This window comes from Streptomyces sp. NBC_01363, assembly GCF_026340595.1.
In the GTDB taxonomy this organism is placed as follows: Bacteria; Actinomycetota; Actinomycetes; order Streptomycetales; family Streptomycetaceae; genus Streptomyces.
This window is the reverse complement of sequence record NZ_JAPEPF010000001.1, coordinates 576,775-589,465: the sequence shown is the minus strand read 5'-3', so window position 1 is coordinate 589,465 and position 12,691 is coordinate 576,775. Positions and strand designations below refer to the sequence as shown.

The following is a 12,691-nucleotide window of genomic DNA, read 5'->3' as shown; positions in this document are numbered from 1 at the left end:
TCGGAGCCCCCACGTCCCTCTCCCCAAGGATGAATTTCACATGAAGCAGTCTGCTGTCAGGACTCTCGGCGTCGCCGCTCTCGGTGCCGCTTTCGCCGCCGCCGCCGCGGGTCCCGCCTCCGCCGCGGTGCTGCCGACGGACGCCGCGACCACCGCCCTGCCGGTCGCGGGCGCGGCGCTGGAGACCGCGACCCGGAGTCTGCCGGTCCAGGAGACGGCCACCAAGCTCCTCGGCACCGGCCAGCAGAAGCTCGTCGGCGACGCCACCACCCCGGTCAAGGGTCTGCTCGGCGGTCTGCCCGCGGGCGGCATGAAGACCAGCGGCCTGTCGGCCAACGGTCTCCCGCTCGGCGGCTGACACCCGTACACGCCTGTGGGGTGGACACCCGGACCGGGTGTCCGCCCCACAGGCGTGTCTGTACGAGGGTCACCAGGCGGTGGCCGACGACGTCTTCTCGGACGGGAACAGCACCCACAGCGCCAGGTAGAGCAGGAACTGCGGCCCCGGCAGCAGGCAGGAGACCAGGAAGATGACGCGCATGGTTCCCGCGGAGGTGCCGAAGCGCCGTGCCAGCGCTGCGCACACTCCGCCGATCATGCGTCCGTCACGGGGGCGGGCAAGTGCGGCCATGGTGGGCTCCTTCGCGAACCGTTGCTGAGGGAGCAGCTCCGTCGTGCTCCCGATGGCTCCATGGTGGCCCGGCGAAGGGGGGCAAAGCGTCGCTCTACGGGGCGATCCCGACCCTGGGAATCGTCGGGGTCGCACCCTGGCCCGGCTCGTCCCTGGGGCGGGGGGTCACCCTGACCCGCTCCTGCTTCCTGCGGCGCAGCCGTGCCCGGCACATGGGTACGACGAGCAGGTGGGCGAGCGCCACGCCGGTCGTGTTCAGCAGCAGCGAGTCGACGTCGACGACCTGTCCGGGCACCCCGGTCTGGGCCAGTTCGATGGTCGTGGAGATCAGCGCCCCCGCCGCGACGGTACGGGCCAGCGAGGCCCACGGGGAGACGGAGAGCCTGCCCCCGGCCATCGGCAGCAGTACGCCCAGCGGGGCGAGCAGCAGCAGGCCCTCACCGATCCGGCGGGCGGCCTCGACCGGGCCGAGGGACAGATCGGCTCTGATGCCGGCGAGCGGATGAAGATTCGAGGCGGTCGTCCAGGGCACGTCGAGGGGGCGCAGGGTCAGCCACCCGACAAGCAGCAGATGCGCGAGGAGGAGAGAGACCCCGGCCGCGCGGAAGCGGATGACGGCTTGACCGTCCGAACCTTGACGCACGTCCCCCAAGACGCGGCGAACGGCAGGATCGGTTCCGCCGACCCGGAATCCGGCCCGTCCGGCGCGGGAGCACGGATCCGGGCCCGGCCGCCCCGAGCCGCCCGAGGCCGGAGAACCGGCCGCCGGACACCCCGTGCGCGCCGCTCAGGCCCCCTTGCCCGCCCCCGGTGTCGGGACCGCCTTGGGCCGCGCCTTCATCTCCGAGGTGCACAGATAGCCGCGCGGCGCGTAATTGCCCGGCCCGCCCAGCGCCACCGTGCCGTTCGGGGCGAGCGTGTCGCTCTCCGCGTACGTGCACACGATCTGCGCCAGCGCCTCGGACCGCAGGTCCTCCGGCTGCTCGCTGAGCCGCAGCGTGCCCTGCCGGTCGCCGGTGCGGGCCGCGCCGACCCGCAGGTTCTCAGGGACGGCCGTGGAGTACCCGGCCCGCCGCTCCTCGGCGGGCGGCTTCTGCCGCAGTTCGTCCAGGAGCGCCTGTGCCACCAGGACCCGGTCCGAGCCGGTCCCGGCGACCTGCACCGTACGGTCCACCGTGACCAGCTGCGAGGAGCAGACCAGATAGATCTGTACGGGTATGCCCTTGAGCGCCTGCGTCGTGATGTCCTCCGCGGACATCGCGCACGGCACCTGGGACGGCGCGGCCCCGGCGTCCACGGGCACCGAGGTGGACCTGATCCCGCAGCCCGCGGCCAGTACGGCCCCGGCCACGGCCCCGGCCAGCGCCAGGGCCGAACGGCGCGCCCGGCGGTTGTCGCTGCCCATCACGTGACCTCGCCCTCCTCGTCCCGGTCCCCGGGGTCGTGCCCGCCGGCGGAACGGGTGAGCTGCTCGGCATCGCGCGGCAGCCGCAGTACGAACACCGCGCCGTCGCCGTCCGGCGAGTTCGCGGCCGTGATGTCACCGCCGTGGATGTGCGCGTTCTCCATGGCGATCGACAGGCCGAGACCGCTGCCCTCGGAACGCGGGCGTGAGGCGCTGGCCTTGTAGAACCGGTCGAAGACATGCGGCAGCACGTCCTCGGGGATGCCCGGACCGTGGTCGCGCACCTCGATGACGAGCTGGTCGCCCTCGGTCCGCACCGCGACCCGTACCGGCGAACCGCCGTGCTTGAGCGCGTTGCCGATCAGATTCGCCAGGATCACATCGAGCCGACGCGGGTCGAGGCGGACCATCATGCCGCGCTCGGCGTCCAGATCCACCGCGTCCAGCCAGGCACGGGCGTCGATGCAGGCGGTGACCTGGTCGGCGACGTCGACGGTGTCGAGGACGAGCCGGGCCGTACCCGCGTCGAAGCGGGTGACCTCCATCAGGTTCTCCACCAGGTCGTTGAGGCGCCGGGTCTCGCTCACCACCAGGCGTACCGCGGGCGCGATCATCGGGTCGAGGCTGTCCGCCTCGTCCTCCAGCACCTCGGTGACGGCGGTCAGCGCGGTGAGCGGGGTACGCAGCTCGTGCGACATGTCGGCGACGAACCGCCGGCTCGCCTCGTCCCGCGCGCTCATGTCCGCGACCCGCTTCTCCAGCGAACTCGCGGTCCTGTTGAACGTACGGGAGAGATCGGCCAGTTCATCCGTGCCGGACACCACGAGCCGGGTGTCGAGCTTGCCCTCGCCGAGCTTGCGGGCCGCGTCGCCGAGCCGCTGAACGGGCCGCAGCACGGTCGTCGCCGCGGCCTGCGCGAGCAGGGCCGAGCCGATCAGCGCGAGCCCGGTGGCGATCCCCAGGGACCAGGCGAGGGAGTTGAGATCCTGCCGCTCCTGGTCGAGCGACTTCAGCATGTAGCCGGTCGGGCCACCGCCGATGATCTTCGTACCGCCCACCAGGTACGGCGTGCCGCGGATACTGGTCCGCTGCCAGAACAGGTGGTACTCGTACTTGTTGCCCGTCTCCAGCGGCTGCTTCCTGTTGACCGCCTTCTGCAGCGACAGCGGCACGTTGTCGAGCGTGAAGGTGTCCAGGTCGGAGTTGCCGACGATCGGCTTGCCGGTGTCGCGCTCGTCGACCAGCAGCACGCTGTAGCCGGGCGAGCTGCTCGCCATCTGCACCGCGGCGTTCTGCAGGTCGTCCCTGGTGGGATGGAGCGGCAGCGAGGCGGCCCGGCCCTGCATCTCCTGGCGGAAGTCCCCGAGCGCGGAGTCCTGGGTACGGGTCAGCACGGCCTCGCGGTTCAGCCAGTACGCGATCCCCGAGGCGGACACCGCGGCGGTCAGCGCCACCAGCGCGAACACCACGACGAGACGCAGCCGCAGACTGGTCCAGCGAAGCCCGGTGAGCAGGCTCCGTTTGACGGCATCGCTCACTGAGGCGAGTCCAGTCGGTAGCCCACACCCCGGACGGTACGGATCAGCGTCGGCGAGGACGGCACGTCCTCCACCTTGGCCCGCAGCCGCTGCACACACGCGTCGACCAGCCGGGAGTCACCGAGGTAGTCGTGCTCCCAGACCAGCCGCAGCAACTGCTGTCGGGACAGGGCCTGACCCGGTCGGCGGCTCAGCTCCAGCAGGAGGCGCAGCTCGGTCGGCGTGAGCTGCAGATCCTCCCCGTTCTTGGTCACGGTCATGGCGGAACGGTCGATCACCACGCTCCCGAAGGACGCGGAGTCGGTGGATTCGCGCTCGCCGCGACGCAGCACCGCGCGGATACGGGCGTCGAGCACCCGGCCCTGCACGGGTTTCACCACATAGTCGTCGGCACCGGACTCCAGCCCGACCACGACGTCGATGTCGTCGCTGCGCGCGGTCAGCAGAATGATCGGCAGCTGGTCGGTGCGCCGGATACGCCGGCACACCTCGAAGCCGTCGATCCCGGGCAGCATCACATCCAGCACGATCAGGTCCGGCCGCTGCTCACGCAGCAGTTTCAGGCCGTCCTCTCCCGTCGCGGCAGTGGCCACACGGTGGCCCTGGCGCGACAGCGAGAGTTCGAGGGCCGTGCGGATGGCGTCGTCGTCCTCGATCAGCAACAGGAAAGGCACGCTGGTCATTCTGACCCATGGTGGAGCCCCAGTTCGACAGTTGGGGCCGACTCATACATCCGGCGCACCTTCCGCGCACGGACGGCAGGCCCTGTGACAGGCCTGTGACAGTCGGCGGACAGCGCCATGAAACTGCCCCGGCAAGCTCATTGGCACAAGGAACGGACGGACTCCACCGATGGGGGGCGCGAGATGAACGCAACTCACAGCATCACCGCAAGCGCAGTTGTCACGCGTCTCCATGACGTCGGCCGGAGTATCGAGAAGTCCGGCGCCGGGAGTGGACGGGGGTGCGTTCGTGGCGCCGGGCGTCAGCACCCGTCGTACATGACGGTGGTTGACGCGCCTGTGGGGGGCAACGGGGGGAACAACGGGGGCAGCGCGTACGGGGAGGTCACGGGGGAGCGGAAGGTCCCGGCACAGGGTGAGGACGCCGAAGCGGCGTTCACGGCCTACGTCCGGGAGCGCCGCGCCTCCCTGTACGCAACCGCCTACCACCTGACCGGCGACCGGTTCGAGGCCGAGGATCTGCTGCAGAGCGCACTCTTCTCGACGTACCGGGCGTGGGACCGGATCAGCGACAAGGCGGCGGTCGGCGGCTATCTGCGCCGCACCATGACGAACCTGCACATCAGTGCCTGGCGCAGGCGCAAGCTCAACGAGTACCCGACCGAGGAGCTGCCGGAGACGGCGGGCGACACGGACGCGATGCGCGGCACGGAACTGCGCGCCGTGCTCTGGCAGGCGCTGGCGCGGCTGCCGGAACTCCAGCGCACGATGCTGGTCCTTCGTTACTACGAGGGCCGCACCGATCCGGAGATCGCGGCCATCCTCGACATCAGTGTCGGCACGGTGAAGTCCAGCATCTGGCGGTCGCTCCGCCGGCTGCGCGAGGACGAGGTCCTCAGCTTCGGCCGTGACGAGGAGGAGTCCTTCGGCGAGCTGGTGGCCTGAGGCGAGGGGAACACGGGGGAGAACGGGGCCGCTGCTTCGGGGGAGGCGGCGGAGTACGGGGGAAGTGCTGCGGGGTCGGAGGGGCCGGGGGGTCCCGTCCGGCCCCGTTCGCGTGTCTGCGTGCGTATGTGTGCGCGTGCGGAGCCCCGGTCGCGGGAGGGCTGCTAGACCGTCCCCCGCGCCGCGGGCGCCCGGCGGCACCGCCCGGCTGCCGCGGCGGCCAGCCGGCCCAGTGCCTCTTCCTTGCCGCACGGGTGCGCGCCCAGCGCCGTCTGCCGCGCCACGATCCGCCGTTCCGCCCGCATCAGCCGCCACCCGCGCCGCAGCAGGAACGGCACCGACTTGCGCCCCTCGCGCAGATCCCGCAGCAGGCGGCGGCGGAACGTCGTCGTCGGACGGCCGCGCAGGCACAGCGCGTCCGCCAGTACGCCCAGCTCCTGGCACCGCTCGACTATGTCCGCGGCGAAGATCCCCTCGGCCACGAACAGCGGCGTGCGCTCGATGTGGAGGGCCTCCCGGTCGACCCGGGAGCTCGTGGTGATGTCGTAGACCGGGACATGTGTGCGGCCCGTGCGGCAGAGTTCCGCGATCGCGGCGACCGCGGCGTCGGCGTCCCAGGACTGCGCGGAGTCCCAGTCGATGTCCGTGCTGCCGGGGACGAGCGGCAGCGTGGGGTCGTCGCCCTCCTTGTAGAAGTCGTCCAGGCGCAGCACCGGCAGGTCGGTGCGGGCGGCGAGGGAGGACTTGCCGGAGCCGGAAGGGCCCGCGAGCAGCACGACGCGGGTCGGGATCGGTTGGGAATTCACAGAACACGAGTGTGAGGCATTGACCCGCGCAGGGGATCCCCCGGTGCCCGTGTTGGTATCGAGCATCACACCTCAACTACTCTGCGCACTCAGGTGATTACTCGATCGTCTCGATCAGGTGGGAACTCCATGGCACGTCATGCACTTTCCAGGTCCCGGCGCCGCGCTCTGCTGAGGGCAGGTCTGACCGTCACCGCGGTGGGTGCCGCGCTCGGTGCGGGGGGTGCGGCGGCCCAGGCGGCGCCGCTGCCCCACGTGCCGGTCGTGGGCGCCGACAGCAGCCTCGGCGAGGCCGGGGAGGCCGCCGGGGGCGCGGTGACCGGGGCGCTCGGCCACTCGCTCAGGAACGGCATCGCCCCGGTGACGCATCTGCGGCTCGACCCGCTGGCCGGCACGGGCACGGATCCGCTGGACAACGCGGTGGGCACGCAGCTCGCCGACTTCAAGCCGCTGTCCACGGCCGCCGTCACCGACCCGCTGACCAGCGGTGGTGCGCTGAAGGACCTGCCGCTGGTCGGGCCGGTGACGCAGGCGCTGCACGGCAGCTGAGCCGGGGAGCGGCCCGTTCCTCCGGAGTGCCGGAGGAACGGGCCGCTGTTGCGCGGGGCCGGTCAGTAGGAGGAGCCCGAGACGCCCAGTGCGCCCGTCGGGTGCCAGACCGTCTTCGTCTCCAGGAAGGCCGTCAGCCGGTGGGTGCCCGGATCGGCCGTCCAGTCCACGGTTTTGTCCACAGGCTGTGGGCGCAGGACCCGCTTCAGGTTGTCGGCCGCCGCGATCTCCAGCTCCTTCGCCAGGTCGGCATCGGCGCCCGTGAGGTCGATGGCGTTCACGTCCTGGTGGGACGCGAGCGGCGCCGCGATCTCCGCCGTCCTCCCGGACAGGATGTTCACCACTCCGCCCGGCAGGTCGGAGGTGGCCAGTACCTCACCCAGCGAGAGCGCGGGCAGCGGGGAGTCCGCCGAAGCGATGACGACGGCCGTGTTGCCGGTCGCGATCACCGGGGCGACGACCGAGACCAGGCCCAGGAACGACGATTCCTGGGGTGCCAGGACGGTGACCACGCCGGTCGGCTCGGGGGTGGACAGGTTGAAGAACGGGCCCGCGACCGGGTTCGCCCCGCCCACGACCTGGCCGATCTTGTCGGTCCACCCGGCGTACCAGACCCAGCGGTCGATCGCCGCGTCCACGACGGCCGCCGCCTTGGACTTCGACAGGCCCTCCGCGTCAGCCACTTCCCGTACGAACTGGTCCTTGCGGCCCTCCAGCATCTCCGCGATGCGGTAGAGGATCTGGCCGCGGTTGTACGCCGTCGCCCCCGACCAGCCGCCGAACGCCTTGCGGGCGGCCACGACCGCGTCGCGCGCGTCCTTGCGGGAGGACTGGGGGGCGTTCGCCAGCCACTTGCCCTTCGAGTCCGTCACCTCGTACACCCGGCCGCTCTCGGAGCGGGGGAACTTGCCCCCGACGTACAGCTTGTAGGTCTTGAAGACGCTCAGACGGTTATCGGACATCGAGGTACGCCTCCAGGCCGTGACGGCCGCCTTCGCGGCCGAAGCCCGACTCCTTGTAGCCGCCGAAGGGCGAGGTCGGGTCGAACTTGTTGAACGTGTTGGCCCAGACGACGCCCGCCCGGAGCTTGTTCGCCACCGCGAGGATGCGGGAGCCCTTCTCCGTCCAGATGCCGGCCGAGAGGCCGTACTGGCTGTTGTTGGCCTTGGCGACCGCCTCGTCGGGCGTGCGGAACGACAGCACCGACAGCACCGGGCCGAAGATCTCGTCGCGGGCGATGGTGTGCGCCTGGGTGACGTTGGTGAACAGCGTCGGGGCGAACCAGTATCCGGTGGAGGGGAGTTCGCAGGGGGCGGACCAGCGTTCGGCGCCCTCCGCCTCGCCCGTCTCGGCGAGTGCGGTGATCCGGGCGAGCTGCTCCGCGGAGTTGATCGCGCCGATGTCGGTGTTCTTGTCCAGCGGGTCGCCGAGCCGGAGCGTGGACAGCCGGCGCTTCAGCGCGTCCAGCAGTTCGTCCTCGATCGACTCCTGGACGAGGAGCCGCGAGCCCGCGCAGCAGACCTGGCCCTGGTTGAAGAAGATGCCGGTGACGATGCCCTCGACGGCCTGGTCGATCGGGGCGTCGTCGAAGACGATGTTGGCGCCCTTGCCGCCCAGTTCGAGGGTGACCCTCTTGTCCGTACCGGCGATCTGGCGGGCGATGGCCTTGCCGACCGCGGTCGAGCCGGTGAAGGCGACCTTGTTGACGTCCTCGTGCTCGACGAGGGCGGCGCCCGCGTCCCCGTACCCGGTGAGGATGTTCACGACACCCTTGGGCAGGCCCGCCTGACGGCAGATGTCCGCGAAGAACAGCGCGGAGAGCGGGGTCGTCTCGGCGGGCTTGAGGACCACCGTGTTGCCGGTGGCGAGCGCCGGGGCGATCTTCCACGCGAGCATGAGCAGCGGGAAGTTCCACGGGATGACCTGGCCCGCGACGCCGAGGGGGCGCGGGTTCGCGCCGTAGCCGGCGTGGTCCAGCTTGTCGGCCCAGCCCGCGTAGTAGAAGAAGTGCGCGGCGACCAGGGGGAGGTCCGCGTCGCGGGTCTCCCTGATCGGCTTGCCGTTGTCGAGGGTTTCGAGAACGGCGAGCTCGCGGCTGCGCTCCTGGATGATCCGGGCGATCCGGAAGAGGTACTTGGCGCGCTCGGAGCCGGGCAGCGCCGACCACTTCTCGAACGCCTTGCGGGCCGCCTTCACGGCCCGGTCGACGTCGGCCGCACCGGCCTGCGCGACCTCGGAGAGCACCTCTTCGCTGCTCGGCGAGACGGTCTTGAAGACCTTGCCGTCGGCCGCCTCGGTGAACTCGCCGTCGATGAACAGCCCGTACGAGGGCGCGATGTCGACGACCGAGCGCGACTCGGGGGCGGGGGCGTACTCGAATGCAGATGCCATGGGGATCAGTCCACCGTCACGTAATCGGGGCCGGAGTAACGGCCGGTGCTGAGCTTCTGGCGCTGCATCAGCAGGTCGTTCAGCAGGCTGGAGGCGCCGAACCGGAACCAGTGGTTGTCCAGCCAGTCCTCGCCTGCGGTCTCGTTCACCAGCACCAGGAACTTGACCGCGTCCTTGGACGTACGGATGCCGCCGGCCGGCTTCACGCCGATCTGCACACCGGTCTGCGCGCGGAAGTCGCGCACGGCCTCCAGCATCAGCAGGGTGTTCGCGGGCGTGGCGTTCGTCCCGACCTTGCCGGTCGACGTCTTGATGAAGTCGGCGCCCGCCAGCATGCCGAGCCAGGAGGCGCGGCGGATGTTGTCGTACGTGGACAGCTCGCCCGTCTCGAAGATCACCTTCAGGCGGGCGTCGGTGCCGTCGGCCCGCGCGCACTCCGCCTTCACGGCGAGGATCTCCTCGTACACCTTCAGGTAGCGGCCGGAGAGGAAGGCTCCCCGGTCGATCACCATGTCGATCTCGTCGGCCCCGGCGGCCACGGCGTCGCGGACGTCCGCGAGCTTCACGTCGAGCGCGGCGCGGCCGGCGGGGAAGGCCGTCGCCACCGACGCCACCTTCACACCGGAACCGGCCAGCGCGGCGACGGCGGTCGCCGCCATGTCGGGGTAGACGCAGACCGCCGCGGTGTGCGGGGTCGTGCGGTCGGTCGGGTCGGGATGGACGGCCTTGGCGGCGAGGGCCCGGACCTTGCCCGGGGTATCCGCGCCTTCCAGCGTCGTCAGGTCGATCATCGAGATGGCCAGATCGATGGCGTAGGCCTTGGCCGTCGTCTTGATCGAACGGGTTCCGAGGGACGCGGCGCGCGCTTCGAGGCCGACGGCGTCGACGCCGGGCAGCCCGTGCAGGAAGCGGCGCAGCGCACTGTCGGACGCGGTCGCGTCGGAGAATGCGGGAGCTGTGGTGGGCATGGTCACCAGAGGAGCATATCTACGCGCGTAGCGACCTGTACAGGGGGACCGGCTCTCCGCGTGCGGCGCGGTGCCGTGACGGTCGTCCCCGCATTGTGCGGCGCGGTACCGGGGCGGCCGCCCCGGCGCCCCTTGCGCCCGTCAGGCAGAATCGGGCCCATGACGAGCCCCACACCACCCGCCGAGCCGGTCTACGCCGACCGGACCTTCCGCTCGCCCGCCGGGATCGTCGGGGGTGTCCTGCTGCTTCTGCTCATCTGCTGGATCGGCGGGGACGCCGTGATCCGGGGGGACGACCGGGTGCGGTGGCTGGCGGTGGCGGGGATGCTGACCGCGGTGCCGCTGGTCGTCGCGTTCACGCTGCGGCCCGTCGTGCTCGCCAATGAGCGGCGCATCCGGATCCGTAACCCGTTCCGGACGATCACCATGCCGTGGACCGAGGTCGCCGATCTGCGGGCCGGGTATTCGAGCGAGCTGTTCACCGAGGGCGGCGCCAAGTACCAGCTGTGGGCGGTGCCGGTCTCGCTGCGGCAGCGGAAGAAGGCGGCCCGGCAGCAGTCCCGGCGGTCGCTGGACGACCCGTACGACCGCACGTCCGTGCACGCCGATGTCCGCGACACCAAGGCCCGGATGGCGTCGGCCGACCAGAGCATGGCCGACCTGCGCGAGTTGGTGGAGCGGGCGAAGACGGGCACGGGTGCCGCCCCGGCGGCCACGGACTCCACGGAGCCGTCCGTCGCGGTGCGCTGGGCGTACGAGGTGATCGCACCGGCGGTGGTGGGCGCGGTGCTGCTGGTGGTGCTGTTCGCGGCCGGCTGAGGCCGGTCGGGGAGAGCGCGTGCAGGAGCCTGATCCGATGAAGCCCGCACCGGGCCGGTGCGGGCTTCACTCATGCCCGGGGTCCTACTTGACGTCGACGTAGTCGCCGGCGGCGGTCGCGCCGCCCGTCGTGGACATCTCGCCGAAGGTCCAGCGCCAGTAGCCGTCCGTGGACGCCTTGACCGTGGTTTTCAGGGCGCCCGAGGAGTTCGCCTTGACGATCTTCGGGCGAAGCGTTGACGGTCGCCCTCGCCGCGCGCTCGACCCGCCCCGGTTCTGCCTGTGCGCATGCGCGGCCTCTCACCGGTAGGTATGCGAGTTGCCGCAGAGTACCGCCCCGGTACCGGGCGGAACACCTCCGTGTATGCCGGGCGCACGAGGGGCAACTTCCGGGTGAAAGCCGACCGCTGCGGCGGTTTCCGGTCCCGGCGGTCATGCCCGCCTCCATACATTGCGCGTGCCGCCCGACTTCCGAAGCGGGCGGCGGGGGGTGGGACGAGATGACGGACGACGGCGGTTCCGGCAGAGCGGACGCCACTGGCGCGCGCTGCCGGATAGACATCGACTCGGACGGCGGATACGGCTGGCGGATGGTCGCGCAGAACGGACGCGTGGTCGCGGTCTCCGCGGGCTCGTACGGCGAGTACGGCGAATGCCGGGCCGCCTTCGAGGAGTTGTGCGCGCGGCAGCAGGATCTGACGGGCGGCGTGCAGCACACGCCCGGGGGCAACGGCTGGATGTGGTTACTCCGGGACCGGGGCGGACGGGCCGCCGTCGTCTCGGCGCGGGCCTACGAACGCCATTCGACGTGCCGGGCCGCGTACGAACGGTTCCGCGCGCTGCTCGCCGAGATGGGGGGCGTCACCGGAAGTTGCCTTTAGGGCACACCTCATTCACATCTCGGAGCGTGCATGTCCATGGCGCGGCAGCAGCGTCGACCGCGTGACGAGAGATACGAGTGGGACCGCGGCGCCGGACGCGCCGCGGCGGCTGTACGCGGATCCGGGGCTGCCCGACCGCGTGTTCAGGGGCGTGGCCCGCGGCGGCGGCGGGCTGGTGCTGGCGGTCATGCTGCTGGTCGGCGGATTCCTGCTCTACCGGGCCTGGCAGGCGCTGTCCCGGGCGGGCTGGTCGTTCCTGACGACCGAGGCGTGGGAGCCGGACGCCGGCCGCTTCGGGATCGCCGCCGTGCTGGTCGGGACGGTGCTCATCGCGCTGGTGGCCATCGCCGTCGCCGTACCGCTGGCGGTCGGCGGGGCGCTGTACATCTCCGAGTACGCGCCGCCCCGGCTGCGCCGCACGCTGATCAGCGTCGTCGACCTGATGGCGGCCGTGCCGTCGGTCGTCTACGGGCTGTGGGGGCTGTTCTTCTTCGAGGGGAAGATTCTCCCCACCGCCCGGTGGATCGCGACCTACCTGGGCTGGATCCCGCTCTTCCGGGTGGACGGCGCCGACCCGTCCGACCCGCTCGCCCCGGAGAGCGTGTACACCTCCTCCACACTGGTCGCGGGGGTCGTCGTGGCACTGATGGTCGCGCCGATCGCCTGCTCGGTGATGCGCGAGGTGTTCTCGCAGGCGCCGGTCGGTGAGCGCGAGGGCGCGTACGCACTGGGGGCCACCCGCTGGGGCATGATCCGCAGCGTCGTCCTGCCGTTCGGCAAGGGCGGCATGATCGGCGGCACCATGCTCGGTCTGGGCCGGGCGCTGGGCGAGACCATCGGGGTCTACCTGATCATCTCGCCGGTCTTCGAGATCCAGTGGCACGTGGTGCAGAGCGGGGCCGGTTCGGTTGCCGCGCTGATCGCCCTGCGCTACGGCGAGGCCAGCGAATTCGGCATGTCGGCGCTGATGGCCGCGGGCCTCGCGCTCTTCCTGATGACGCTCGTCGTCAACTTCGCGGCGTCGTCGATCGTCGCCCGCAGCCGGTCCGGCGCGGCGAGTGAGTGAGGGGACCCA

General features: G+C 71.3%; 15 protein-coding genes. 6 read left to right on the top strand and 9 right to left on the bottom strand.

Annotation, left to right across the window (positions count from 1 at the left end):
- The first annotated feature begins 40 nt into the window (after positions 1-40).
- On the top strand, positions 41-358 hold the full coding sequence (locus OG611_RS02725; RefSeq protein WP_266415169.1) for a hypothetical protein: 318 nt from the start codon (positions 41-43) through the stop codon (positions 356-358).
- Positions 359-427: 69 nt separating this feature from the next.
- Here the strand turns inward: OG611_RS02725 and OG611_RS02720 are convergent, their stop codons facing one another.
- The 5 genes from OG611_RS02720 to afsQ1 form a co-directional block, all read right to left on the bottom strand.
- On the bottom strand, positions 428-631 hold the full coding sequence (locus OG611_RS02720) for a PspC domain-containing protein (protein ID WP_266415167.1): 204 nt from the start codon (positions 629-631) through the stop codon (positions 428-430).
- 94 nt (positions 632-725) lie between these two features.
- Entirely contained in the window at positions 726-1,274 is a 549-nt protein-coding gene (locus OG611_RS02715) for a VanZ family protein (RefSeq protein WP_266415163.1), read from the bottom strand.
- Between the two features lie 144 nt (positions 1,275-1,418).
- Positions 1,419-2,036, bottom strand: a complete 618-nt coding sequence (locus OG611_RS02710; RefSeq protein ID WP_266415161.1) for a hypothetical protein — start codon at positions 2,034-2,036, stop codon at positions 1,419-1,421.
- Positions 2,036-3,574: a HAMP domain-containing sensor histidine kinase gene (locus OG611_RS02705; protein ID WP_266415159.1), complete on the bottom strand. Its 1,539-nt coding sequence runs from the start codon at positions 3,572-3,574 to the stop codon at positions 2,036-2,038. Before OG611_RS02705 ends, OG611_RS02710 begins: the two co-directional genes overlap by 1 nt.
- Positions 3,571-4,248, bottom strand: coding sequence for a two-component system response regulator AfsQ1 (gene afsQ1 / locus OG611_RS02700; protein WP_206433404.1), 678 nt, complete (start codon positions 4,246-4,248; stop codon positions 3,571-3,573). Before afsQ1 ends, OG611_RS02705 begins: the two co-directional genes overlap by 4 nt.
- Positions 4,249-4,440: 192 nt before the next feature.
- On the opposite strand from afsQ1, the gene OG611_RS02695 reads away from it, so the two are divergent.
- Positions 4,441-5,202: a SigE family RNA polymerase sigma factor gene (locus tag OG611_RS02695; RefSeq protein ID WP_266415157.1), complete on the top strand. Its 762-nt coding sequence runs from the start codon at positions 4,441-4,443 to the stop codon at positions 5,200-5,202.
- A gap of 164 nt (positions 5,203-5,366) precedes the next feature.
- Here OG611_RS02695 and OG611_RS02690 read toward each other — a convergent pair whose 3' ends face one another.
- The gene (locus tag OG611_RS02690) at positions 5,367-6,074 is read right to left on the bottom strand and encodes a uridine kinase (protein ID WP_266415155.1); all 708 of its coding nucleotides are present in this window, start codon (positions 6,072-6,074) and stop codon (positions 5,367-5,369) included.
- Positions 6,075-6,137: 63 nt separating this feature from the next.
- Here OG611_RS02690 and OG611_RS02685 point away from each other — a divergent pair, with 63 nt between their 5' ends.
- Complete coding sequence (locus OG611_RS02685; protein WP_266415153.1) at positions 6,138-6,557, top strand: hypothetical protein; 420 nt, start codon at positions 6,138-6,140, stop codon at positions 6,555-6,557.
- A 62-nt stretch (positions 6,558-6,619) separates the two neighbouring features.
- Here OG611_RS02685 and OG611_RS02680 read toward each other — a convergent pair whose 3' ends face one another.
- Genes OG611_RS02680 through deoC form a run of 3 tightly spaced genes read right to left on the bottom strand, consistent with a single transcriptional unit; the run spans position 6,620 to position 9,916 of the window.
- Positions 6,620-7,519, bottom strand: a complete 900-nt coding sequence (locus OG611_RS02680; RefSeq protein ID WP_266415151.1) for an aldehyde dehydrogenase family protein — start codon at positions 7,517-7,519, stop codon at positions 6,620-6,622.
- Positions 7,509-8,948: an aldehyde dehydrogenase family protein gene (locus OG611_RS02675; protein WP_266415149.1), complete on the bottom strand. Its 1,440-nt coding sequence runs from the start codon at positions 8,946-8,948 to the stop codon at positions 7,509-7,511. The genes OG611_RS02680 and OG611_RS02675 overlap by 11 nt, the downstream gene beginning before the upstream one ends.
- A gap of 5 nt (positions 8,949-8,953) precedes the next feature.
- Complete coding sequence (gene deoC / locus OG611_RS02670; RefSeq protein ID WP_266425477.1) at positions 8,954-9,916, bottom strand: deoxyribose-phosphate aldolase; 963 nt, start codon at positions 9,914-9,916, stop codon at positions 8,954-8,956.
- A 159-nt stretch (positions 9,917-10,075) separates the two neighbouring features.
- Between deoC and OG611_RS02665 the strand changes: the two genes are divergently transcribed.
- From OG611_RS02665 to pstC, 3 genes are all read left to right on the top strand, one after another.
- The gene (locus OG611_RS02665; protein WP_266415147.1) at positions 10,076-10,735 is read left to right on the top strand and encodes a PH domain-containing protein; all 660 of its coding nucleotides are present in this window, start codon (positions 10,076-10,078) and stop codon (positions 10,733-10,735) included.
- A 500-nt stretch (positions 10,736-11,235) separates the two neighbouring features.
- Positions 11,236-11,616, top strand: a complete 381-nt coding sequence (locus OG611_RS02660; protein ID WP_266415145.1) for a hypothetical protein — start codon at positions 11,236-11,238, stop codon at positions 11,614-11,616.
- A 61-nt stretch (positions 11,617-11,677) separates the two neighbouring features.
- Entirely contained in the window at positions 11,678-12,682 is a 1,005-nt protein-coding gene (gene pstC, locus OG611_RS02655) for a phosphate ABC transporter permease subunit PstC (RefSeq protein WP_266415143.1), read from the top strand.
- Positions 12,683-12,691 lie beyond the last annotated feature (9 nt).